Origin of the sequence: Pseudofrankia sp. EUN1h (assembly GCF_001854645.1) — a bacterium.
GTDB lineage: Bacteria > Actinomycetota > Actinomycetes > Frankiales > Frankiaceae > Pseudofrankia > Pseudofrankia saprophytica.
The window spans coordinates 43103-67239 of sequence record NZ_MBLN01000043.1; the positions used below are offsets into that span (position 1 = coordinate 43103).

Below are 24137 nucleotides of genomic sequence, written 5' to 3' on the forward strand. Positions count from 1 at the left end.
GTCGGTTCCGCTCCGTTCTCAGCGAGCGCGGCTCGGCCTTCTCAGCGAGCGCTCCTCGGCCGTCCCAGCCAGCACGGCTCGGCAGTCCCAGCGAGCGCTCCTCGGCGGTCCTCAGCTGGCGAGCTTGGCAACCTCGTCAGCCGGGACGATCTCACCCGAGCCGACCTTGGCGATGAAGTCCGCGACGGCCTTGTTCTGCGCGTCGGTGCCCTTGCAGAGCTTCACGGTCGGCACGGCGTCCTTGCCCATGCGCCATTTGCGGGTCTCACCCATCTTCAGGTCGCCCGCGGCGAAGGACTGGAGGGCGGCCGTGAAGTAGTCACCCGGGCTGAAGATCACCGATACGGCGAAGTCGGCCGTGGTGTCGCCGCACCGGTCGGTGCCCGGGGTGAGCGAGGGCACGCCATGCTCGGTCGCGACCTTGGCGGCCGCGTCGGTCGCCCCGCCGAGGTACGGGTAGAGCATCTGCACGCCCTGGTTGATCTGAGCGAGCGCGGCCTCCTGGCCCTTCGCGGAGTCGTCGAAGTCGCCGGTGTAGGTGGCGACGACGTCCGCGTTCGGGATGACCATCCGGACGCCGGCCTTGAAGGCCTTGTAGGCGACGACGGAGAAGTCCAGCTCGGGGCCGGTGACGTAGCCGGCCTTGGTCGCGCCCTTGTCCTTCATCAGCAGGCCCGCGGCGTAGCCGGCGGCGAGCAGGCTCTCGTTGGCGTCGTCCGACGAGGTCGAGATGTACTGGGTCTGCTCGACGCCCTGACCGGCGGCCACGTACCAGTTGGTCTTGGCGCAGGCCGGCTCGGCGGCGACCGGGATCGCGTCCTTCAGCTCGCTCGCGCCGACGGCGACCAGGTCGACGTTCTGCCGGCACATGTTGCGGGCCGCGCTCACCGCGTCCGCCGGGTTGAGCTTGTCCTGGGTGATGACCTTCCAGCCCTTGTCGTCGGCGAAGGTCTTGGCGGAGGCGACGAAGCTCTCGTAGTAGCCGTTGTCGTTGGTGTCGCCGGGGCTGAGGATGCCGATGACGACCTTGCCGTCGCCGTTCACGTCGGGCTGCTTCGCCGCGGCCGGGGTACCGCTGGCCGTGGTCGTGGTGGTGTCGGCCGAGTTGTCGCCACAGGCGGAGACCAGGAGCATCGACAGGGCGGCGGCCCCGGCGGCGAGAGCGGCGGCGCGTGGGCGCAGAGACCTAACAGTCACGTCGTAGTCGTACCTTCCGCGAAAGAGCTGGTGAAAGATCGTTATGTCGCGGCCTACGACGTTGTAAGGCCGTCTCCGCCGGCCAGTGGACGAACCGGCCAGCAGGCGCGACCCGCCCTGAGGGTCCGGGGCGGGCCCCCTTACTGACCTGAAGGCTAGACGAGCGCGCGTCGCGCTCCCATGTGCCTTCGGCACCAACCGTTCCGGGCGGTCCCGGCCGCCCCCCGGTTCGTTACACGGACCTGTCCCGACCGCTACATGCCGGCAATCTCCGAGCGAGCCGCCGGCACCCGCGCCGCGGGCGGGATCTGCTCGGACGGGTCGTAGGGGATCCGGTCAAGCTCAATCATGGTCTCGGGCTGGGCGACCACGAACCAGGGAAAGCCCATCCGGCCGACGGCGGAGATTTTCGCCGGATCGATCCGGTTCGGCTCGGTGAGCAGTTCATCGTCGACGACGACGCAGATCACCTCGGCGAGCACGATGTGGATGCCGGCGAACGGCTCATCGGGGTCGCCCCGGTCGATGATCTCGCGGACCCGGCACTCCAGCTGCGCCGGGCTGTCCGCGAGCGACGGCGGCGCGACCCGCTGCGACGGCTTGAGCCTCCAGCCGACGAGGGCGGCCTCGTTCACCCCGGCCGGGTACTCGCGGGCGATCGTCTCGAGGTGCTCGGCGAGCGGCGCGGTGGCGACGTTGATGACGAACTCGCCACTGGCGACGAGATTCGTGAACGTGTCCTTCGGCTCCGGCGTCGCCTCCCGGCGGGTGCCCATGGTGATCGCGACCGTCGGCGGCAGGCCGCAGACCGGCATGTAGTAGCTGTAGGGCGCGACGTTGACGGCGCCGTCCGCCGACATCGTCGAGATCACCGCGATCGGCCGCGGCACCACCAGCTGCGACAGGATCCCCTGCCGCTGCGCCGGACTCCGATCAGCAAGGTCGATGACAGGCATGCGTCTCCTTTCCCTCCGGTGTGCCCGCGGCTCCCTCTGGTGTGCCCTGCGACCTCAGTCGCCCMAGCGCTCGCGGATGGTGGCGGCGGCGGCGATGCGGAAGCGGCCGGTGTCGTCGCCCGGGCCGACCTGGCGGGCGTCCGGCGCGGCGACGACGACGTGCTTGCCGAACCGGGGTACCAGCGGCCGGTCGACGTTGCGGCGCAGCCAGATCCGCAGCAGGTGACGTTGGCGCGCCCGGTCGGGGCCGTTGACGAACTCGGTCCGCGAGTGCAGCGCGGCGTAGTTCAGCAGCCACTGGATGTCGCCGGGCTGGAAGTCCATGTCCAGGGCGATCCCGGGCTCGTAGGTGATCTCGTCGACGAGCGCCAGCAGTTCCTTCCGCGCCCCGGTGAGCGGCGGAACGCCCGGGTAACGGTGCGCCGACTCGATCATGTCGGCGCCGGCGTACATGCTGAACGTGCCGCGGGTCCAGCTGACGATCGGCGAGGTGTAGGTGTCGGCCGGGGCGTTCGGGTCCTGGCGGCGCCAGTCGTAGTGCCACGGCTCGAGCAGCAGCGGCGCGAGGTCGGGGCGGCGGGCGAGCACCTCGTTGAAGACCGTCGCACCGCTGACCAGGCTGGACAGGCCGCCGGCGGCCGGCGGGCGCAGGCACATCAGCGCGACGGCGTCCGAGCTGTCGGAGTGGAACGGCAGCTTGTCCCGGGTACGCGACGGCAGGCCGCCCTCGGTGTACTTCTTGTCCGAGACGCCGACGATGTGGTCGAGGACGTCGCCGAGCAGGTTCTGCCGCATCGGCTCGCCTAGGTGCAGCGCGACGAGGTAGAAGATCGCGGCGGCCAGGGTGTCGTCGTACTCCTCCATCCGCAGGCCGCGGATCAGCACGAAGCCACGGCCGGAGTCCAGATCGGCGCCGAACGCGCGGATCGCCTCGGCGCAGACCGGCAGCGGGTACTCCGTGGCGGTGACGAACCGCAGGTCCGGGTCGTCGGCGACGAACCGGCGCCCGGCCTCCTCCAGTTCGGCGACCTGCTCGTCGCCCAGGTGGAAGATCCACTCGTCGGTCCCGGACAGCTCGTCGCCGCGCCAGACGAACGGCCCCCTGACCGGTTCCAACGTCGGCGAGGTCGTGGTGTTCATGGGCCGGCCATCCCTTCTACGGGCGAGGGTCTGGGCACAACGGCTACTCGCCGGCGGCGAGCGGCCAGGAGCGGGGGATCTCGATGCCGGCGCGGGAGAGCAGGGACGCGGAGCGCTCACGCGCCCACGCCCACAGCTCACCCTCGTCGACGGTGGTCACATGGCCGTCGCGGACGACCGGTCGGCCGGCGACGAGCACGTCCCGAACGGTGTGGGTCGGCGCGTTCCAGACGAGCTGGCGGGCATGGTCGCCGAGCGGTACCCAGGCCGGGTCGTCGGTGCGGAAGACCACGAGATCGGCCTGCCTGCCCTCGACGAGGGCGCCGGTCACCTCGCCGAGCCCGATCGCCTCCGCGCCGCCGACGGTCGCCACCTCGAACGCCTCATGCGCGCGCAGCGACGGCACGCCCTCGACCGGCGCGTCCTGGGACAGGCCGGCGAGCAGCCGGGCGGCGCCCAGCACGTCGACCCTGTCGCCCGCGTTGTGCGCGTCGCAGCCGAGCGCGAGCCGCCCGCCGGACCGCAGGAACGGCACGTGCCGCCCGGCCCTGGTCAGGCCCTGGCCGAGGCGCAGGTAGGCCCACGGGCAGCAGGCGACGGCCGTGCCCGTCTCGGCGAGCGTCGCGATCTCGCGTTCGGACATCCAGACGGCGTGGCCGAGCAACAGCCGCGGCCCGAGGACGCCGAGCTCGGCCAGGTGCTCGGCCGGCCCGCGCCTACTGCGCTCGGCGTAGGCGTGCCGGTCGTCGACGCTGGGCGCCAGGTGCATCGTGAAGCCGGTGTCCAACTCCTCGGCGAGCTGGGCGGCCCCGACGAGCAGCTCGTCGCTGGCCAGGTAGTGCCCGACGAGCGTCACCCAACCGGTGACCAGCCCATCCCCGCCCGCACCGGCGGGCGGGAACGCACGGATCACGTCGGCCTGGCGGGCGAGCGCCTCGCCCGTCGGCAGCGAGAACGGCACGTCCGGGACGTCCCAGCCCCAGGTGCCGAGCGTCGCTCGGATCCCCGCCCGCCGCAGCGCCGCGCCGACCGTCAGCGGATGCGCGACGGTGCCCGGCTCGACGATCGTCGTCACCCCTGCCCGCAGCGCCTCGACCGCGGTCAGCAGCGCCGAGACCTCGTCGTCCTCGGCCTCGTGCGCGGCGTGCAGCGGCACCGCCCACTGGAAGATCGACGCCCGGGAGTCGATGTCGTCCGGGATCGCGCTGCGCGCCAGCGGGTCCCCGGTGGTGTGCTGGTGCGCGTCCACCATTCCCGGGGTGACGACGCACCCCGTGGCGTCCAGCTCCGGCGTCCCGGGGAACGCCGCCCTGACCGCGGCGGCCGGCCCCACCATCGCGATCGTGGTCCCGCGCACCGCGACCGCCCCGCCCGCGACGACCCGCCGCCCCGCGTCCATCGTCACGACGTCCCCGCCCACGACGAGCAGGTCAGCGCCCCGGGTCCGCGCACTCGGCCTGGTCGGCTCGGCTGTCATAGGCCGGATGCTAGAAACCACTCGCGCGAGCCCCTATGTGCTCGCGCCACAAGGCCGCGCCAGCACGCTCGCAACCGGCCGGACACCCGGGGTGGCGATGCTCATAGCCGGCGCGGCACTGCGCTCAGGAACGGTCCATGGCGTTCACGGCCGATGGCCGATTGCTCGCCGCCGGTGGCACGTGCGGGGCCAGGTGGCCCAACGCACCGCCGCAGTGCGTTCGGCTTGTGCGGCCACTGGGGCGACGTCGTGGTTGCCCGCACGCTGGGAGAATCGACCCATGCAGTTCGGAATCCTCGGGCCGTTGGAGGTACGGTCCGCCACCGGGGAGACGATTCACGTCGGTGGGCCCAGGCCGCGCGCGCTGCTGGTGATTCTGCTGCTGAACGCGGGGCGCGTGGTCGGCGTGGAGCAGATCATCGCCGGCCAGTATGGCGATGGCCCGCCCGATGGAGCCGTGGGCGCGGTGCAGGCGCACGTGTCGCGGCTGCGCCGGAGCCTGCCCGCGGACCTGATCGCCTTCCAGGGTGCGGGGTACCGGCTCACGGTCGACCCCGAGGACGTGGACGTCCATCGGTTCGATCGGCTGTCTCGGGAGGGGCGGCGGCTGCTCACCGCGGGGGACAACGCCGGCGCCGTCGCCGCGCTGAGGGCGGCGTTGGAGCTGTGGCGCGGGCCCGCTCTCGCCGACCTGCCCTACGGTCAGGCGCAGGCCGCCCGGCTGGAGGAGCTGCGGCTCGCCGCGTCCGAGGATCTTGTCGAGGCTGAGCTCGCTCTGCCGGAGGGCAGCCCGGTCGCCGAGCTACGGGCACTGGTGTCTGCCCACCCGCTGCGGGAGCGGCCGCGAGGGCAGCTCATGCGTGCCCTGCACGCGTCTGGGCGACAGGCCGAGGCGCTGGCGGAGTTCGAGGAGGCTCGGCGGCTACTCGCGGACGAGTTCGGCGCCGATCCTTCGCCTGAGCTGGCTGATACTCACTTGGCGATCCTGCGCGCGCGGCAAGCCGCCCCGCCCTCCCGACGGCAAGGCCTGGCCGCGCAGCTCACGAGCTTCGTCGGCAGAGAACGGGAGCTCGCGCGGCTCGACGAGCTGCGCGACGCCCGGCTGGTCACGATCATCGGGCCGGGTGGGAGCGGCAAAACCCGGCTGGTCATCGAGTCCGCCGGACGGGCGCGTCCGGAGGTGTGCTTCGCGGACCTTTCCCCGCTCGACAGCGGGGACCAAGTGCCCCAGGCGGTGCTGGGTGCGGTCGGGCTGCGCGAGTCGGGTTTCCGGTCTCCCGCTACGGACCCGACCCGCCGCCTGGTGGCCGCGCTCGACCGGGAGCTGCTCCTCGTCCTGGACAACTGTGAGCATGTCATCGCCTCGGTTGCCGCGCTGGCTCGCACGTTGCTGGCGGAGTGTCCCGGGCTCGCGATCCTCGCGACCAGCCGGGAGCCGCTCGGGCTGACCGGCGAGACGCTGCTGCCGCTGGCTCCGCTGGACACGCCACCGCCGAATACGGCGGCGGGGGACGCCCTGGCCTACCCCGCGGTTCGGCTGTTCGCCGACCGGGCGGCCGCCGTGCGGCCGGGCTTCACCGTGCGGCAGGACAACGTCCAGACCGTGGTCGAGATATGTGCCGCGCTCGACGGGCTGCCCCTTGCGGTCGAGCTGGCGGCGGCTCGGCTGCGGCAGTTCACCGTCGTCGAGATCGCGAACCGGCTCGCCGCGCACGGCCACTTCCAGTTGCTGTCCCGCGGCGACCGCACGGCGGCGGTCCGCCAGCAGACGCTGCGTGCCGCGGTGGAGTGGAGCTGGGACCTGCTCGGCCCCGCCGAGCAGGTGCTCGCCAGGCGATTCGCGGTGTTCTCCGGCGGCGCCTCGCTGGCCGCGGTCGAGGCGGTCTGCGAGGTGGCCGACGCCGACGAGGTGCTGGCCGACCTGTTGGACAGGTCGCTGGTGGAGACTGACGGCGAGCGCTACCGGATGTTGGACACGATCCGGCTGTTCTGCGCGGAGCGGCTGGCGCAGGCCGGCGAGCAGGAGCCGTTGCGGCGCGCGCACGCCCGCTACCACCTTGAGCTCGCCCAGCGCGCCGATCCGCACCTGCGCAGGTCCGAACAGCTCGACTGGCTGGCCCGGCTGTCGGCGGAGCACGACAACCTGATGGCCGCGCTGCACTGGGCGGTCCGCGACGACCGGGAGACCGCCTTGCGGATGGTCGCCGCGCTTGCCGCGTACTGGTGGCTCAGCGGGCGGCGCGGCGAGGCCGGCCAGGCCGCCGCGGAACTGCTCACCAAGCTCCCTGATGAGGACAAGGTTCCCGACGGGCTGGAGGAGGAGTACGTCAGCTGCGTCGTGCACGCCGTGCCGAAGGCGAAGCCCGAGCACTGGGTGCGGGCGGGCCGGATCATGCGGACCCGTGACCGGGCGCTGCTGCACCCCTTCGGTGCGGCGCTGTGGGGCATGGCTGCTGGGCCGCCGGTCTCGCCGGTCTCCGGGGCCGACCGGCTGCTTGGCTCGGATCCGTGGAATGTGGCCCTGGGCCGGCTGAGCCATGGCCTGTTGAAGGTGCTCGGCGGGCGGCCGGCCGACGGCGAGCGTGAGTTGCTGGATGTCCTCGCTCTGTTCCGCGCTCTGGGCGAGCGGTGGGGCACCGCGCAGGCGCTCGACTGGCTGGCGCAGGTGGCGAGCTGGCGGGGCGAGTGGAAACGTGCGCACGAGCTGTGGTCCCAGGCGCTGGAGCTGCTGGAGCAGCTCGGCGCGCTGGAGGAACACGCGGACCTGCTGTGCGGACGGGCCGGGTGCCGGGTACGCCAAGGCGACCTCGACGGAGCGAGCGCCGACTACCGGCGGGCCGTCGGGCTGAGCGCCCAGGCGGGCCAGCCGGGCACACCGCCGGCAGTCCAGCTCGGGCTGGGCGAGATCGCCCGGCTGCGCGGTGATACGCGTGCGGCCGGGACCTGGCTCAGCCAGGCGCTGGAATCCGCGCAGTCAGGCGACTTCGGCACGGAGTCGACCGTGGCTCGTGCCCTGACCGCGCTCGGCCGCCTGGCCGGGTCCGCCGGCGAACCGGCTCAGGCGCTACGTCGGCACGACGAGGCGTTGGCCGCGGCACGGACCTCCCCGTTGGCCTCCGTCCTCGCTGACACCGCCGAGGGACAGGCAGGCGCGGCCCTGCTGAGTGGCTCTGATGAGCGGGCCGCGCTGCTACTCGGGGCCGCGGTGGCGCTGCGCGGAACGGCGGTCGCGGGCGATGTGGACGTGACGGGGATCGCCCGGGAAGCGAGCGAGCGCCTGGGTGCCGCGGCGTTCGCCGAGGCGTTTGCGCGGGGCGCGGCGATGACTCCCGAGCAGGCGCTGACAGCCCTTGACGGTGCGGGCGGGTAACCGTCAGCCGACCATCGGTGGGCTGTCAGCGCCCGCCGCGATGCTGCCGGACATGAAGAACACGACGGTCCTCGTCTCCGGCGCGAGCATCGCTGGCCCTGCCCTCGCTTACTGGCTGAACCGCTACGGCGCCACTGTCACCATCGTGGAGAAGGCGGCCGCGCTGCGTGCCGGCGGCCAGGCCGTCGACTTCAAGGGCGCTACCCACCGCGAGGTCCTCGAACGGATGGGCCTCCTGGAGGAGGTCCGGCTGCGCCAGACCGGCGGCCGCGACCAGACCATCATCGACGCGAGCGGCAAGCCGCTGGCCGTCATCCCCGGCGAGTTCACCGGCGGCGAGATCGAGATCCGCCGCGGCGACCTGGCCCAGCTGCTGTACGAGCGGACGGCGGGCAGCTGCGAGTACGTCTTCGGCGACTCCATCACCTCACTGACCGAGACTGCCGGCAGCGTGCACGCCACCTTCGAACGCGCCGCGCCGCGCACCTTCGACCTCGTCGTCGGCGCCGACGGCATCCACTCCAATGTCCGGCGGCTCGCCTTTGGGGCCGAGGCCGACCACGTGCGTTTCCTCGGCCACTACTACGCCCTAGCGGACCTCGGCGTCGACGGCGAGGCCGTCATGTACAACGAGCCCGGTCGGATGGCCGCGCTCGGCGGCCCCAAGGCCCCCGCGTTCTTCGTCTTCGCTTCGGAACAACTTGAGTACGACCGCTTCGACACCGAGCGGCAGAAGGAGATACTCGTCTCCGCCTACCGTGGCGGCAAGTGGCGTATTCCCGAGCTGATGTCCAGGGTGCCGCAGTCGGGCGACTTCTACCTCGACTCGATCAGCCGGGTGGAGACCGAGCACTACGCGAGGGGCAGGGTTGTCCTGCTCGGCGATGCCGGGTACGGGAACACCCTGGGCGGCTTCGGTACCGGCCTGGCCATCGTGGGCGCCCACGTCCTGGCCGGCGAACTGCTGGCGGCGGGCGGGGATCACCGGGTCGCCTTCCAGCGGTACGAGGAGGAGTTCCGCGACTACGCGAAGATCGCCAAAAAGGGCAACGCGGGCCCGTTCCTCGCGCCCGGGAGCAAGGCGAGAATCCGAATGCGCAACTGGACGTTCGCGTCGAAGTTCCTGCTGCGGGCCATGCTCAAGGCGACGGACAAGTTCGCCGCCGGCATCGACCTCAAGGACTACCCGTCGCTCAGTGGCCCGCCCGCGTGACGCCGCGCGGCACCTTGTCTGGTCGCGAACACCCGCCAAGGCGTGACATCGCCACCGCCCGTCACAACGGAGTGATCACCCGGCGACGACTCGTTCCCACGCGCGGCGGATCGGCGCTGGCAGGACCAGCTCCGGCCAGGCGTCGACCAGCAGTGCTCCGTCGACGTAGGCGAGGATGTCCTCGGGCTGGCCCTCGCGCAGCACGATCTCGTACACCCGGTGACGTTGCTGCCGATCGGCGAGATCATAGATCCGCTCCGGGTCGGACCAACCCAGGTGGATCGGCAGGCGCACACGCGCGAGCGCCTGGCGCAGTGGAAGCCTGGGCAGCTTGTCCGGCACCGCGAACGGTCGTGCGCGCCCGTCCGTCACGATCTCGAAGGACGGTGGCGGCCGTGGTCAGGTGATGGGCGAGGGCGGCGGCGTGCAGAGTGGTGAGGCGGCCCGTCGTCGGGTGGGCGCCGGTGAGCTCGTCGAGGAGCGTGGGCAGGCGGCGGCGCAGCTTCGCCGGCTGGGTATCGAGGCGGGCGGCCACCGCGTCGAGGGTGCCGTCGGTCTCCAGGTAGGCCGACAGCAGGTCGACGCCGCTCGGGTCGAGGCCGGCGAGGGCGCGTTCGGCGAACGCGCGCAGCTTGGCGACGGGGACGCCCAGCAGCAGGCGCTCCAGGCCCAGCTCGTCGAACAGCAGCGTGGTCCTGTCCTGGTCCGGGTCGCGTTCGTGGCTGGTGCGCAGCAGGGCGAGGACGGCGTCCGCCGAGCGGAACGAGGCCGCGGTCTCGGCCGGCTCGGCCGGGTCACCGGGGGCCTCCGGCCCGGCGGCCGCCAGCACCGCGCGCGGCGAGCCGAGCTGGTAGGCGAGGTGGCTGCACAGACGGGCGAGCTCGGCGGGCACGTCACCGGACAGCAGCGTCCAGGCCCGCGCCGCCTCGCGCAGCACCGGAAAGCCGATCGGCCCCCAGGCCGCCGCCCACGCGTCGAGATCCTTCCCCACGTACTGCAGCGCGACGCCGGCATGTGGGATGCAGACGTCCAGGCCGAAGCTCTCGGCGACCCGGACGAACTCGGCCGCCGGCCGGACCGCGCCGTGCCGGATGTCGTCGATCACGACGTCCACCCGCCGCGCGAGCGCCGCCGCGTGCGCCTCCCGCCGGACCGCGGCGATCGCCAGCGCCGTCGAGGCGGCCGCGACCAGCTGGCCGGCGCGCGCGTCCGCACTCTGCCCCGTGGCCGCCTCGATGAGCAGGGCGCCGAGGTAGCGGTTGCCCATCCGGATCGGGTCCCCATGACCGCGCCAACCGTCGCGGCAGGCGACCGGGGCGTCCGCTCTCCCCAGTGCGTCGCTGAGGACAGGCCCGAGAGCCGGGCCGACCAGGAGCGCGGCCATGGCGACGGCGGTGCTACCGCGGGCCGTCTGGTCGGCGGCGGGGCCGGAGGCGGTCGGTTCCGAGGCGGCGAGGAGGTTGCCCGTCATGTCGAGGAGGCGAACCGAGCGGCCCGCGGCGGCGGCGAGCTGGGCGAGCAGGCCTGGCCATTCGGCCCCGTCGAGGGCGGCGGCGACGAGATCCGCCTCCAGCCGGGCCAGGTCGGGGCCCGTCATGGCGGCGGCGCCTGACCAGGTTCGGTGGCGACGACGACGAGCTGGCCGGGCAGCAGCTGCCGGGTCGTCCACGGGACCAGACCGACCTCGGCGAGCCAGGACAGCAGCGTGGGCAGCTCGATGACCTCCGCCTCGTAGGTGTTGGCGAGGATCGTGAGCGCCATCGACTGCGGCAGGCTGCTCTCCAGGTCGGGCGCGGTGGGCGGCTCGGCGGGGCGGAAGTAGTCGGAGATGACGACGAACCCGCCGGGGCGCAGGGCGCCGCGGGCGCGCAGCAGCAGCGCCTTGGCGAGGTCGGCTGACTGCAGGCCGATCACGTGGCCGATCGTCACGACCGCCGCCTCCCCGATGGGGAGTACCGCGTCGAGGTAGCTGCCGGCGAGGACGTCCAGGCGGTCGGCGACACCGTGCTCGGTGGCGGCCGCCTCGGCGAACGGGGTGATCGTCGGCAGGTCGACCGCCAGCGCCCGGGCGCGCGGCCAGGCGAGCAGCATGCCGATCGCCCACGGCGCCGCGCCCGCGCCGAGGTCGAGGACCAGCGCGCCGGGGCCGGGGTCGGGCAGCAGGGCGGCGGTGGCCCGGGCGACGGCCTGCTGGGTGGGAGCGCTCGCGGCCGCGAGCCGGCCGTAGAACAGGCCGGCGTCGTCCTCGACGGAGCGGGTCGGCCGGCCGCGCCGCAGCGTCGCCGACAGCTCCGGCCAGGCCGTGCGCGGTCCGGGCGAGTACCGGACCATCTCGACCATCGACAGCGGCGCGTCGCGCAGCAGGTAGCCGCGCGCCGCCGGGGTCAGCTCGAAGCGCCGGTCGCCGGCCGTCGTCAGCAGCCCGACGCTGACGAGGTAGTCGAGCACGACGGCGAGCCGGCTGCCGGCGACACCGGTCGCCTCGGCCAGCTCGTCGAGGCGACGCTGCCCGCCGGCCAGTTCCTCGAACACGCCGAGGTCAAGCGCCGCGACCACCAGCCAGTACCGGGTGTAGCCGGTGATGACCTCCCAGATCGGGGTCGGCGGCCCGCCCGAGTGCGCCAACCMACCCACCCCCGCCCTCCCAAAAAATCTGATCGTGAATCTGTGGCAGATGGCGCCCTCTATGGGCCTTCTGAGGTGACACACCCGGACGTTCGGAGCGTGTCACCTCAGGGAGCCTATGGGCTCCGCCATCTGCCACGATCCGACGTTGGGCGGCGGGGTCTACAGGGCGGGGAAGTCGCTTTTGCGGATCTTGCAGTGGACGCCCTTGACGTCGTCGACGACCTGACTGACGGCGAAGTCGGCGGCGGCGGACAGGTAGGCCATCGCGTTCGCGCGGCTCATCCCGACCTTGGTCGACAGGAAGCCGATCGCGGCGCGGGTGGCCTTGCGCATCGCCTCGTCGAGGTCGCGGTCCATGCCGACCGGCAGCCAGTACTGGTCGGTCTCGCCGAACGGCTCGCGCAGCGCGCCGATGACCCGGTCGGCATCGTGGCCCTTGAGCACATCGAGGACGACGGTGGCCCGCAGCGGAGCCTCCAGCGCGGTGAGCGCGACCTCCCCGTCGCCCTGGGCGTAGTGCGGGTCGCCGACGTAGAACAGGCCGCCGTCGACCTGCACGGGCAGGTAGAAGGTGCTGCCGGCGCCGAGCAGGGCGATGTCGTGGTTTCCACCATGCGCCCCCGGCGGGACGGAGCCGACCGCGGCGGTGGTGTCCGGGGCGACGCCCATGATCCCGAGGAACGGGGCGAGCGGGAAGACTGCCTCCGCGTTCGGCAGGCCGGGGTTGCCGAACGGCAGGACGCCGTAGTCGACGCCGCCGACGGTGCGGGTTCGGGTGAAGGTGAGCACCGAGCCGTAGCGCTCGGGATGGTCCTTGTCGGCGTCGGGCTGGCGGACGGTGCCCTCGGGGAACTCGCCGGCCAGGCAGCCGAGGCCGTGGCGGTTGCTGATCACGCCGAACGTGGCACGCAGCTCGAGGCCGACGACGCGGACACGCAGCACGTCACCGGCGACGGCGCCGTCGACCTGGATCGGGCCGGTGACGATGTGCGGGCCGGCGTCGAAACCGTGCTCGATGCCGGACGCGGCGATCGCGACCTGGTCGGCCGGGATCTCCTCGGGCCGCACGCCGTGGGAGCCGAAGTAGGCCACCGGGTCGCGGCCCTGGTCCTCCATGACGCCCTCGTGGCTGACCGTGTCGACGGTGACCGCGGTGCCGGGGGCGACGCGCAGGACGGGCTCGGCCGCCGCGTTCGGCAGGAAGCCCCAGCGGACTGTCTCCGGCGTGGACGCGAGGTAGGCGTTGCCCGTGGCCGCGCTGCTGGTACTGCTGCTGGTACTGCTGCTGACGGTGGTGGTCATGCGGCAACCTCACGGTCGGTCGGGTCGGAGATCGGCGCGAGGGCCGGGGTGCCGGCGCCAACTCCGGTGCCAAGGTTGGCGCTGGCGCTGGCGCTGGTACTGGCGCTGGTACTGGTACTGGCGGACGAGGTGCGGCGGCCGCCGTCGGGCCAGTTCTCGGTGTAGCGGCGCACCAGCCACTGGTTGAACTGCTGCTGCGCCTCCTCCAGGTAGGAGTACCGGCCGCGCGGGGCGAACCGGCTGGTCAGGCCGCGCTGGACGCCGGTGGTCGCCAGGACATCCTGGGCGACGATGCCGTTCACGCCGGCCTCGGAGAGCTGGAATCTCTCCTCGAAGAGCCGGTCGCGCAGCGCCTCGGGGTGGAAGAGGTAGTGCACCTCGACCTCGATGTGGCCGGCGTCCTTCGGCCGGATCAGGAAGTAGAACGCCTGGTCGGGCGCGACGCCGAGGCACAGCGTCGGCGGCACCAGCGCGAACGCCGCCCGTGAGCGTTCCTCCTGCGTCAGCCCCGGAAAGATCGGCAGCAGCGCCTTCTGCAGCGCGTTGAAACCGCCGTCGGGAAACAGGAACCCGTTGGTGCGGGCGATGGCGGCGTCGTCCGGCCCGTACGGCAGGAACGACGAGCGGTTGGACGGGCAGAAGTCGTGCACGCCCGCGTGCAGCCGGCTGGCGTGGTAACCGTCGTTGAAGTTCTCGAACATGATCTTCCAGTTCCACGGCATGGAAGGGCTCTCGAACGACTTGCGGGACACGCACCGGCCGAGCTCGTAGTGGGCGAACAGCTCGTCGAGCTTGGCCAGCCGCGGCGCGAGCGGCTCCGGGGCCGCCCGGAGGCTGGTGAAGACGAAGCCCTGCCAGACCTCGACCGGCAGCGACGGCAGACCCCAGCGGGACCGGTCGAAGTCCTCCGTGCGGTCCATCTCGCGGGCACCGACGAGGCCGCCGTCCAGGCCGTAGGTCCAGTGGTGGTAGGCGCACTTGAACGCCCGGCAGTTGCCCCGGCCCTCCGAGACGAGCATGCCGCGGTGCTGGCAGACCGGGGAGAGCACCCGGACCGCGCCATCCTGGCCGCGGACGAKGGTGAGCCGCTCGCCGATGATCTCGACGTTGACGAAGTCACCGGGGTTCGGGACATCGGACTCGCGGCCCAGGCAGAGCCACTCCTGGCCGAAGACAGCCTCCTTCTCGAAGGCGAAGAACTCCTCGTCCGTGTAACAGGTAGCCGGCAGCGTGCTGGCCTGGGACGTGGGCAGGACGGAGGCGGCGAAAGACTCCAGCAGCTGCGGGGTGAGTACCGTCATAGCCTCTTCTCGCGTCTCGTCTCCGCGCGTCTCGTGCACGCGCGCGTCGTGAAATCGTCTACGGGTTCCGTGTCGGAACGGTTAAAGGGGACGGTTAGACCAGGGGCCAGCGGGCCTTGTTCGGCAGGCCGGAGCGGGCGGTGATGGCCTCGCCGGCGGCCTGCGCCTCGGCGTACAGGCGGTCCTCGTCGAGGGTCGTGTGGTGGTAGTTCTCGACGACCCGGCGGCCATCCACCCAGACGCTGTGGACGCCCCGGCCGTCGGCGGACCAGACCAGCTGGTTGGCCACGTTCAGCAGCGGGCGCCACTCGGGCCGATCGGTGTCGTGCGCGACCAGGTCGGCCTTGCGGCCAGCCTCCAGCACACCGATCTGGTCGGTGAGGCCAAGCCCGCGCGCGCCCGCGAGCGTCGCCATCTCGAAGGCCTGCTCTGCGGGGAACATGGTCGCGTCGCGGCGGGCGTCCTTGAACAGGCCGGCGACCAGGTAGGTCGCCCGCATCAGGTCGGAGTAGTTCGACGCGTTGTTGCCGTCGGTGCCGATGGCGACGTTCACGCCCCTGGCGACCATCTCCGGGAACTTGCCGATCTGGGTGACGCCATACGACACCTTCAGCGCCGTCGTCGGGCAGTGCGCGACGGACGTGCCGGCCTGCGCCATCAGGTCGATCTCGTTGTCGTCGACGTGGACGGCGTGCGTCAGGATCACGTTGTCGCCCAGCACGCCGAGGTCGGCCAGGTGCTCCATCGGGCGGCGGCCGTAGGTGGCGAGGAAGTGCTCCGGGTCCAGGCGCGCCGGGGACATGTGGAACGACAGGCCGGTGCCGCGGTCGCGGGCGAGCTCGGCCGCGGCCCTCCACAGGTCATCGGTGCAGGTGGTGTGGCCGACCAGGATCGGCCAGGCCGACAGCCGCCCGTCCGCGACGCTCGCGAACCGGTCCAGCTCGTCGACGAGGCCCTTGATCGCCTCGTCCGTCGTCTGCCGGTAGACCTCGGGCTCCGGCGGCAGGTCCCAGGTCCAGCGGCCGACCCGGCCGCGGATGCCGGTCTCGACCAGCCCGTCGACGACGGCGTCGAGGAAACGGATCGTGCCGGCCTCGAGGAACGTCGTGGTGCCGGTGCGCAGCATCTCCAGCGCCGCGAGCTGGCCGGAGATCCGCTCCTCCCGCTCGGTGTGGTGCGAGTACAGCGGGGTGAGCCAGACGAAGACGTTCTCGAAGAAGGGTGTGTCGTCCGGGACGTATCCGCGGGTCAGCGGCTCGCCGGTGATGTGGATGTGGGCGTTGACCAGGCCGGGGGTGAGCACGAAGCGCCGACCGTCGACCAGCTCGCGGGCGCGCAGCGCGGCGAGTACGTCGGCGGTGCGCCCGACGGCGGCGATCCTGTCCCCGTCGATCGCCACCGCGCCGTCCCTGATCACCCGGCGCTCGGCATCCATCGTGACGACGAGCGCCCCCGAGATGATCGTGTCGACCTCGCGGGGAAGGGCTCCGTCACCGGCGCCGGCAGCGACCTGAGGCCGGGGTTGGGGCTGGGGCTCATCGGGCGGCATGCGTTACTCCCGGCTCTTGGACGGAGGGTAGACCGACCCGAGGGGCCGTAGCCCGGGCCGTGGGACAGGCCGGGCGGCAGCCGCGGGGCCGGCGCCGGGGCCGGGGCGGGTCGCGGTGAGCACGATCTGGCCGGGCAGCGGCGTGTAGGTCGGCCCGGGGACCAGTCCGGCGCCGCGCGCCCAGCCGTGCAGGTCGTCGGCCCGGAACGCGCCCTGGCCGCCGGTGGTCGCGAGGATCGTCAGCGCCATGAGCGTCTCGGTGGTGGCGGCGGGCGATGGCACCTCGGGGCGCGGGTAGTCGGCTACGACGAGTGTTCCGCCGGGCCGCAGCGCGGCGGCGGCCCGGGCGACGAGGCGGCGGGCGGCGGTGCGCGGCTCGATGCGCAGCACGTGGCCGAGGACGACGACATCCGCCCCGCCCTGCGGCAGTTCCACCCGGTGGAAGCTGCCGGCGACGACGTCCAGCCGGTCGCCGGCCGGGTCCGCGGCCACCGCCTCCCGGGTGACGTGGACGACCTCGGGCAGCTCGACGGCGAGCCCACGGGCGTCCGGCCAGGCGTCGAGGAACGCCAGCGCCCACGGGGCCGCACCGGCGCCCAGGTCGACGACCAGCGCCTGGTGCCCGCTCGGGGCCGCGAGCTCGCGCGCGACGGCGGCGGCCACGACCCGTTGGACCGGCGCCGTGCCGCGCGCGAGGTTCGGGTAGAAGGCGCCTGGGTCGTCCTCGACCCGGGCGCTCGGCGCGCCACGACGCAGCGTCTCGGCGAGCTCCGGCCACCGCTCGTGCGGGCCGGGCGCCGCCCGGACCAGCCTCGCCATCGACCGCTGGCCGCCCGCGAGCAGGTAGTTCGCGGCGACGAGGCCCAGGTTGTAGACGAGCCGCCCCGAGCCGGCGGCGTGGTCGGCCGACGCGGGCGACGCGGGCGACGTGGGCCGTGCGGCCGGCGCGGGCGGTGGCTGGGACTCGGGCCCCACCGCCGGGACCTCGGGGGTGGCCGTGAGCAGCTCCATCGCGGCCAGGGCGTCGGCGAGCAGGCCGGCGCGGTGGATGTCGACGCCGACCGCCTCGGCCAGCGCCGCCGCGTCGAGCGGCCCGGACGCGAGTGCCTCGAACAGGCCGAGGTCCAGCGCGGCGACGAGCGCCCAGTACCGGCGGAAGCCGTGGATGATCTCCCAGACGGGCGCCGGCGTAGGCGGCGCCGGCGGCATCGCCGGCGGCCGCATCGCTGGAGGCTGCGTCGGTGGCGGAAGCGGGCTCGGCCGCCACCCTGACGGGGGGTTGGGGGCGGCCGAGCCCGCGCTCTGGGGGGCGGGCGCGGGGGCAGCCGCGGGCGTCGGAGGGGGCACGGGCATCGGAGCGGAGGAGGATTCGGTCACGGCCGTAGCAACACCTTGCCGATCGCCCGCCGTTCCTCGAGCCGGGTCTGCGCGGCCGCGGCCTCGGTGAGCGGGAACTCCGCGTCGACCGGGGTGACGAGGCCGCCGCGCCAGTAGCGCTCCAGCACCTCGGCGAACTCGCGCGCCGGGTACGGGTCGGAGCCGAGGAGGCGCAGGCCGAAATGGAAGGCGTACTCCAGCGGAATCGTCACCTCGGGTCCCGTGGTGTCACCGACGAAGACCAGCCGGCCGCGCGGCGCGAGGCTGAAGATCGACGCTGGCCAGGTGGCGGGACCGACATGGTCGAGCACCATCTCGACGCCCCGGCCGCCGGTCGCCTCCCGCACCGCCGTGACGACCTTCTCGGTCGGCGTGTCCGCGTCGGCCAGCACGAGGTGGTCGGCGCCGATGGAGCCCGCGAACACGAGCTTGTCCTCGCTGGAAGCGGTGGCGATGACGGTCGCGCCGAGCTGCTTCGCCAGCTGGATCGCCGCGAGGCTCACACCGCTGGCGGCGGCATGGACGAGCACCGTCTCCCCGGCGGTGAGGTTTCCGGTGGCGCCGACCGCGTGCCAGGCGGTGGACCAGATCGTCGGGATCAGCGCCGCCTCCGCCAGCGGCACCTGGGCGGGGACGGGGTAGGTGTTACGCGCCGGGACCTTGACGTACTCGGCGTAGCCACCGGGAGCGGTGGCGCCGATGATGCTGGCCGCGTGGCAGTAGCCGTCGTCGCCGGCGAGACAGGCCGGGCACTCCCAGCACGACACCGCCGGATTGACGACGACCCGGTCGCCGGCGGCGACGGCCGTGACGTCCCGGCCGACGGCGGTGACGACGCCGGCGACGTCCATGCCGGCGACGTGCGGCAGCGCGAAGCCGGGGATCTTGGCCGGGCCGCGCCGCTGCATGATGTCGAGGTGGTTCAGGCCGCAGGCGGCGACCTGGACGACGACCTCGCCGGGCCCCGGTGCCGGATCGGGAAGCGACTCGACGGCGAGCACCTCGACGCCACCGAACCCGTTCTGCACGACCGCCCGCACGCCCGCCTCCGTTGTCACAGTGATGCACCGGGCCGGGCCTCGGGCGCGCGGCGCCCGTGGTCACGCCTCGTCGCGGGGCCCGGTGAGACAACCACCGCCAACGCTTTGTAGCGGCGCCCACGGGCGCGACGGAGAACGTCTGGCGCCCACGGGGGCCGAGTGTTGGCGACTGCGGAGAACGTAGGCCGCCGCCGGCGGCCGACCGATGTGCCCGGCGCACAAACGCGCCCGCCGGCCACCGGGCGGGGCGCACGTCAGTCCGCTTCGAGGCCGAGCTCGCGTAGCACGCCCGAAACGCGCCGGGCCACGGACAGGTGCGCCCGAACGCGCCGTCGACGACGACCGTCGACGAGGACGGTCGACGACGACAAGGCCCGGCGCGTCACGGGACGCGCCGGGCCATATCCGTGTTCAGGACTGCCGGGTTCAGAAATGCCCGCCCGCGGGCCAGACCGCGGCACCGGGTCGCGGGCGGCGGCCGGACGGCGGCCCCCAGCGGTGCCTCAGCTGGGACTCAGCTGAGGCACCGCCGCTGGACTCAGCCGAGCCACAGCTCTGGTCTCAGCCTTGGTCTCGGCGGAGGCTCAGCCGGTGACCTGCACGGGGGCGGCACCGACCGGGCTCACTCCGGCGGGCGCCGCGCCGGCACCGACCGGGGCGGCTCCACCGCCGCCAGGACCTGCGCCCGCAACGGGCGCGGCACCACCGACGGGGGCAGCGCCACCGACAGGAGCGGCTCCCCCGCCGGGAGCGGCCACGGAGCCAGCGGCCGGGGCGGCGGCCGGTGCCGGGTCGGCCGCCGCCACGGGCCCCGCCTCGGCCGCCTTGCCTTCGGCCACCGAGTCGACGGGAAGCGACCCGTCAGGACCCGCCGGGGTGGAACCGATCGTGGCCGCGTCGGGCTCGGTGGCGGCCAGCGGGGCGGTGGGCTGGTCGTCGGGGATGGTGAGGTTCGCCGGCGGCGAGGTGACGATCGTGCCCTCCGACTCGATGATGCCGGTGGCGGTCGAGACGTCGGTGATGAAGGTCTTGTCGAAGTCGCCCTGGGTCGTCACGTAGGTGGCGGTGCAGGTCTTCGACGTGCCGGCGGTGAGCGGCCCGTCGGGGCATGCGACCGGCGAGAGACCGGCGAGCGCGTCCTGCACGGCGACGCCGTACAGCGTCTTGTCCCCGTTGTTCGTGACCACGTAGGACAAGGTCAGCGTCTGGCCTGGCCCGGTGAACGACGCCGGCTGGGACGACGTGGCCAGGGCGAGCGGGTATGTCGGGGCGTCGGCGCTCGCGGCGTCCGGACCGAGGATGACGACGACTCCGGTCGTGGCTGCGAACCCGACCAGGGCGAACGCGGCGGGCGCCGCCAACCGTGTGGAGACAAGAGACAACCGGGCCCGGGGCCCGGACCTGTCGGCAATACGCACTACAGCTCCTCGAACTTCAAGCCCGGCGCGCCGGCGAGATGCCTCGTCGGGGCGTTCGGCGGGACGCGGTGGGCAATACTCTCCGCACGCAATAGTTACACAAGGTAATCAGCTAGCTACATAGCGCTGATCGGCGTGTCGAGAGCAACCGGACGTACCCGGAGCGGGCCGCTAGAAGACGGGACTGCCGGTGATCGTGATCGGCGAGCCGGCGGGAACGGCACGCAGCCGCGCGAGATCGGGCAGATGCAGACGGACACAGCCATGCGAGACCTGGGCACCGCTCTCGCCGATCGCGGCGTCGGCGCCGAGCGGGCCGTGGATGCCGACGATCGCGTCCCCGGAGGAGTCCCAGTCCGTGATCTTCGTGGAGTGAGCCGACGTCACCAGGATGTAGTCGCCGTAGCCGGGCCCAGGCGGCGGGGCGAACAGGGCCAGGAAGAACTCGCCCGTGGGGGTCGGGTCATCCGGGGTGCCGACGCCGGCCGGGGCATCGAGCGTCATCTTCCCGTGCTCGTAGAGGCGCAGCCGCTTCGCCTCGACGTCGATCGCGATCCGGTAGGCACTGCTGACCAGCCGCACGTCGGCGGTGCGGATCCAGGCGGTGGAGAAGTTCGGTCGCTGCGCGAGACGCACCCGCAGCCAGCCGGGCCGAGTGTCGATCACCGGCAACGCCGACGGCCCGCCGCGCCACCGCCCGGGCACCATACCGTCGCGAGCCCCCTCGTCGGGCACGGTGAACCGCGGCACGTCGTGGGAGAGCTGGGCGATCACCGTGACGTCGGGCGGCACGGTGACCCCGGCGGTGGCCCCCGGCTGCGGGGTCGCCCCCGGCGCGCCGTCCAGCAGCTCACGAGGCTGGTCAGCGCGGTCGACCACCAGGATGAGGGCCGCCAGCACGCCGGCGGCCAGCGACAACGCCGCCGCCGCGAGTCCCAACCTGGATCTCATGCCAGCCTCCCTCATGACCCACGGCTCCTCCGCGCCGCATCGCTCAGTAATCATCAAAACACGTATAGCAACAGGCGCGGCCATCTGGCCGAGCCAGGCGGGTCGGGCCACCGCCCGGAACGGGGCCCGCCAGGCCGTGGCCGAGGGTGACGAGAGGCCCGCCGCCCAGAGCCACACCCGCGGAACGCGAGGCGAGAGAGCGGCGGCGGGGGGATTTGTGCCGACAGCACATCGGTCAGACCGAGTCGCCGTTCCTACCATTCCGGCGAGACAGGTGGCCCGCCATCGGCGTCGGGCCGGCCGCCGCGGCGCGGGCTCGCGACCGGCCGCCGTGCCACGCCGCATGCGGGGTACAGCAGCACTGACCAGATCCTCACGCGGGTTCTCGAACCCGAGTTCCGCGCGGCACGTCCACGCCGCGCGCGGGCCCGCCGCGCGGAACTCGCCGCCTGGGCCGAACAATGCGAGCCTGCCCCACCAGGGCGTGGCCCGACAGAGCCGACCGGCCGGTGCCGCCTGGCACCGGCACCTGCAGAGGAGTGACGCCGGTGACCACCGAAACGACGCAGTCCGCGGCATCCCCGGCGAGCGCGGGCGGCTCCGGGATCAGCCAGCCCCGCTGGACGCACATAGCACTACCGAGCGGCGACCTCGACAAGTCGATCGAGTTCTACACGACCATGACCCCGCTCGTCGTCGTCGCCACCCGCGCGGACGCCGACGGCCGCAACGCCTGGCTGTCCAACCCGGGCCAGTGGGAGACGCCATTCGTCCTGGTGCTCTCCGCGTTCAACTCGGCCGCCGGCACCCAGCAGGGCATCATGAAGCCCTTCGCGCACATCGGCATCGAGGTCCCGAACCGGGAGGACATCGACGCGATCGCCGCGAAGGCCCGCGCGAACGGCAGCCTCTGGTGGGAGCCGAGGGACATGCCCGACCCGATCGGCTACATCTGCGCGGTCCACGACCCGGACGGCAACGTCGTCGAGTTCAGCCACAACCAGGGCGTCTTCTCGACCGTCCGCCAGCTGTGGGGCCCGGAGTCGTCGTGACGGCCCGGGCCTCCCGCCCCGCCCAGGCCGATCCGGCGGGCGGCGCGGCACCGGCCGGCGCGGCACCGGCCGGCGCGGCCGCGGGCGGCGCGGCGGCCGGGGCCGGCTGGAGTGGGCTGCCGGCGCCGGCCGCAGCCTACGTCGCGGCGATGAACACCGGCGACCCAGACGCGATCGCCGCCTGCGTGACCGTCGACTTCCGCAACGAGCACGCCTCCCCGCGCGGCCGCGGCTGCGAGGGGCGGACGACCTACCGGGAACGGCTGCCGGGCTTTCTGGCCGCCTTCCCCGGCCTGCGCTACTCCCCCGACCCGGACCAGGCGCCGGTCGCCGCCGGCGGCCGGGTGGCCATGCCGTACGTGATGACGGCGACGCTGCCCGCCGGCCCGCTCCGGCTGCGCGGCCTGTGGCTGCTGACCCTGCGGGACGGGCAGGTCTCGGCCCGGCTGGACTACTGGGACAGCGGCTCCGTTCCGCCCTAGTCCGCGCGTGGGAGTCCGCGCGTGGGAGTCCGCGCGGACGAGCGGTGAGCAGCCGGCGAGCAGCCGGCGAGCAGGCAGGGCGCTGGACGGCCAGGCAGGACGCTGGGTGACCCCGCCCGCAGGGTCGACCGATGTGACAATGCCGTCCCATCCACATGACCGCGGCGGCGACACAACGTGCGTGCGATCCTCACAGAGGTGCCCGAACCGGGAGGCCGGCCGCGCAAGGACGCCGGGGCACCGATCAGGCGAGGTAGCGAGGGCGACATCGAGGTCGCCGACCGTCGACAGCGAGGTCGGCATCGATCGTCCCCAGGCCACCCTCGAGAGGACCTGACGTCGTGGCGAACCCCGAGCTCCTCGCCGTTGCTCGGCCCGAGCGGCAGGTGATCGCCAGCCCGCCTACCGTGATCTCCGTGCCACACCAGTCGTCCCGCCCGCCCCGGTCCATGCCGGCGCCACGGCGCGACCCGGCGGAGCTGGCCAGGGAGCTGACCGAGCTCGCCCTGTCCGGCAACGGCTGGCGCCCGATGATCCGCACGATCGCGTCCGCCACCGGTCGGTCGGTGCGCCTGCTCGACGTCCACGGCGCGGTGCTCGCAGCCAGTGGCGCGGCCGGCGCCGAGGCCGCCGGCCTCACCCCGGACGAGACACCCGCGGTCAGCGGGGTCGTCGGCGGCGTCCCGGCGCTGCTGGCCCGCCCCGGGTTCACCGAGGTGACCTGCGAGGACGGCTGGCGGGGCCGCGGCGCGACGGTGCGCGCCGGTTCCCGCTACGTCGGCCTGCTACTGGTCGCCGTCGAACCAGGCGAGACCGACCTGGGCTGGCTGGACGCGCGGGTGAGCGCCGCGCTCACCGCGCTCGCGATCGTCGCCGTCCGGCAGGACGCCGAGGCGGCGGCCCGCGCCGAGAGCGCCAGCCGGCTGATGAGCGAGCTGCGTTTCGGCTCGCCGCGCGGCCACGACGAGCTGCTGCGCTCCGCCGCCCGGTTCGGCCTCGACCTCACCGTCCCGCACGCCGCCGCGCTGTTCTACTACGACGGCCGGCACGGCCGGACGTGGACCACCGGCCTGACCTGGATCGAGAACGGGGCCGCCCAGGACGCCGAGCTGGGCTGGACTGTCCTTACCGGCGACGTCGAACGCGAGCTGGCCCGGATCCGGGACCGGTTGCAGGGCATGGTTGGGCCGGACCGCCCGGTGCTCGCCGTCGCGGGTCCCGTCGTCACCGACAACGGTCACGACGTGACAGAGACCGCGGCCTCGTTCGCCGAGGCCGAGTCGGTGCTCGCGTTGCTGCGCCACCGCGACGGCGCCACCACCCTGCTGCACTCCCAGCTGGGCCTGGCCGGGCTGCTGCTGGCCGTGCCGCGTGGCCGGCTGGAGGCGTTCACCCGCGCCGAGCTCGGCCCGCTGCTGGAACGCCCCGACCTGCTGGAGACCCTGGCGGCCTGGCTGGAGACCAACGGCAGCCGGGCCGCCGTCGCCGAGCGCATTCACGTCCACCGCAACTCGGTCGGCTACCGGATGAACCGCGTCCGCGACCTGCTCGGCCTGCACGAGGACGAGCCCGCCCGGATGTGGCGCCTGCACGCCGCCGTCGTCGCCCGCGAGGTTCTCCAGGCCCTCTCGGTGCCCCCGCCGCCCGACCCGGACAGCCGCCGATCCTGACAGTGCCACAATCC

19 protein-coding genes are annotated in these 24137 nt (G+C 73.3%); 5 read left to right on the top strand and 14 right to left on the bottom strand.

The window, feature by feature from the left end; all coding sequences use genetic code 11:
- Nucleotides 1-111: 111 nt before the first annotated feature.
- From BCD49_RS10795 to BCD49_RS10810, 4 genes are all read right to left on the bottom strand, one after another.
- Nucleotides 112-1197 (bottom strand): BMP family ABC transporter substrate-binding protein, encoded by a 1086-nt coding sequence (locus BCD49_RS10795; protein ID WP_007515585.1) that lies wholly within the window; start codon nucleotides 1195-1197, stop codon nucleotides 112-114.
- Between the two features lie 254 nt (nucleotides 1198-1451).
- Nucleotides 1452-2153, bottom strand: a complete 702-nt coding sequence (locus BCD49_RS10800) for a flavin reductase family protein (protein ID WP_007515584.1) — start codon at nucleotides 2151-2153, stop codon at nucleotides 1452-1454.
- A gap of 54 nt (nucleotides 2154-2207) precedes the next feature.
- Nucleotides 2208-3293, bottom strand: a complete 1086-nt coding sequence (locus BCD49_RS10805; protein WP_071041449.1) for a TauD/TfdA family dioxygenase — start codon at nucleotides 3291-3293, stop codon at nucleotides 2208-2210.
- A gap of 43 nt (nucleotides 3294-3336) precedes the next feature.
- Nucleotides 3337-4770 (bottom strand): amidohydrolase family protein, encoded by a 1434-nt coding sequence (locus BCD49_RS10810; protein WP_007515581.1) that lies wholly within the window; start codon nucleotides 4768-4770, stop codon nucleotides 3337-3339.
- A 280-nt stretch (nucleotides 4771-5050) separates the two neighbouring features.
- On the opposite strand from BCD49_RS10810, the gene BCD49_RS10815 reads away from it, so the two are divergent.
- Together BCD49_RS10815 and BCD49_RS10820 are read left to right on the top strand one after the other, a co-directional pair.
- Nucleotides 5051-8140 (top strand): BTAD domain-containing putative transcriptional regulator, encoded by a 3090-nt coding sequence (locus tag BCD49_RS10815; RefSeq protein ID WP_007515580.1) that lies wholly within the window; start codon nucleotides 5051-5053, stop codon nucleotides 8138-8140.
- A 52-nt stretch (nucleotides 8141-8192) separates the two neighbouring features.
- Nucleotides 8193-9353: an FAD-dependent monooxygenase gene (locus BCD49_RS10820; protein WP_027141400.1), complete on the top strand. Its 1161-nt coding sequence runs from the start codon at nucleotides 8193-8195 to the stop codon at nucleotides 9351-9353.
- Between the two features lie 75 nt (nucleotides 9354-9428).
- Here BCD49_RS10820 and BCD49_RS44055 read toward each other — a convergent pair whose 3' ends face one another.
- The 10 genes from BCD49_RS44055 to BCD49_RS10870 form a co-directional block, all read right to left on the bottom strand.
- Nucleotides 9429-9569, bottom strand: a complete 141-nt coding sequence (locus BCD49_RS44055) for a hypothetical protein (protein ID WP_198536224.1) — start codon at nucleotides 9567-9569, stop codon at nucleotides 9429-9431.
- A gap of 28 nt (nucleotides 9570-9597) precedes the next feature.
- The gene (locus BCD49_RS10830) at nucleotides 9598-10950 is read right to left on the bottom strand and encodes a hypothetical protein (RefSeq protein ID WP_007515577.1); all 1353 of its coding nucleotides are present in this window, start codon (nucleotides 10948-10950) and stop codon (nucleotides 9598-9600) included.
- Nucleotides 10947-11987, bottom strand: a complete 1041-nt coding sequence (locus tag BCD49_RS10835) for a class I SAM-dependent methyltransferase (protein WP_083401376.1) — start codon at nucleotides 11985-11987, stop codon at nucleotides 10947-10949. The genes BCD49_RS10830 and BCD49_RS10835 overlap by 4 nt, the downstream gene beginning before the upstream one ends.
- 153 nt (nucleotides 11988-12140) lie before the next feature.
- Nucleotides 12141-13283 carry an acetamidase/formamidase family protein gene (locus BCD49_RS10840; RefSeq protein ID WP_007515575.1) on the bottom strand — a complete coding sequence of 381 codons (1143 nt, stop codon included), beginning with the start codon at nucleotides 13281-13283 and terminating at the stop codon, nucleotides 12141-12143.
- Entirely contained in the window at nucleotides 13280-14584 is a 1305-nt protein-coding gene (locus BCD49_RS10845) for an aromatic ring-hydroxylating oxygenase subunit alpha (RefSeq protein WP_071041450.1), read from the bottom strand. The genes BCD49_RS10840 and BCD49_RS10845 overlap by 4 nt, the downstream gene beginning before the upstream one ends.
- 94 nt (nucleotides 14585-14678) lie before the next feature.
- Nucleotides 14679-16133 carry an amidohydrolase family protein gene (locus BCD49_RS10850; protein WP_007515573.1) on the bottom strand — a complete coding sequence of 485 codons (1455 nt, stop codon included), beginning with the start codon at nucleotides 16131-16133 and terminating at the stop codon, nucleotides 14679-14681.
- A 3-nt stretch (nucleotides 16134-16136) separates the two neighbouring features.
- Nucleotides 16137-17357, bottom strand: a complete 1221-nt coding sequence (locus BCD49_RS10855) for a methyltransferase (protein ID WP_007515572.1) — start codon at nucleotides 17355-17357, stop codon at nucleotides 16137-16139.
- 149 nt (nucleotides 17358-17506) lie between these two features.
- Entirely contained in the window at nucleotides 17507-18550 is a 1044-nt protein-coding gene (locus BCD49_RS10860; protein WP_007515571.1) for an alcohol dehydrogenase catalytic domain-containing protein, read from the bottom strand.
- Nucleotides 18551-19134: 584 nt separating this feature from the next.
- Nucleotides 19135-19968 carry a DUF7507 domain-containing protein gene (locus BCD49_RS43495; RefSeq protein ID WP_007515570.1) on the bottom strand — a complete coding sequence of 278 codons (834 nt, stop codon included), beginning with the start codon at nucleotides 19966-19968 and terminating at the stop codon, nucleotides 19135-19137.
- Between the two features lie 171 nt (nucleotides 19969-20139).
- On the bottom strand, nucleotides 20140-20919 hold the full coding sequence (locus BCD49_RS10870; protein WP_035931262.1) for a L,D-transpeptidase: 780 nt from the start codon (nucleotides 20917-20919) through the stop codon (nucleotides 20140-20142).
- Nucleotides 20920-21467: 548 nt separating this feature from the next.
- Here BCD49_RS10870 and BCD49_RS10875 point away from each other — a divergent pair.
- The 3 genes from BCD49_RS10875 to BCD49_RS10885 all read left to right on the top strand — a co-directional run bounded on the left by BCD49_RS10875 (nucleotide 21468) and on the right by BCD49_RS10885 (nucleotide 24123).
- A complete protein-coding gene (locus tag BCD49_RS10875) occupies nucleotides 21468-21971 on the top strand; it encodes a VOC family protein (RefSeq protein WP_007515568.1) in 504 nt (167 codons plus the stop codon).
- Nucleotides 21968-22453, top strand: coding sequence for a nuclear transport factor 2 family protein (locus BCD49_RS10880; RefSeq protein WP_131803437.1), 486 nt, complete (start codon nucleotides 21968-21970; stop codon nucleotides 22451-22453). Before BCD49_RS10875 ends, BCD49_RS10880 begins: the two co-directional genes overlap by 4 nt.
- Nucleotides 22454-22794: 341 nt before the next feature.
- Entirely contained in the window at nucleotides 22795-24123 is a 1329-nt protein-coding gene (locus BCD49_RS10885; RefSeq protein ID WP_007515807.1) for a PucR family transcriptional regulator, read from the top strand.
- The last annotated feature ends 14 nt before the right edge of the window (nucleotides 24124-24137 follow it).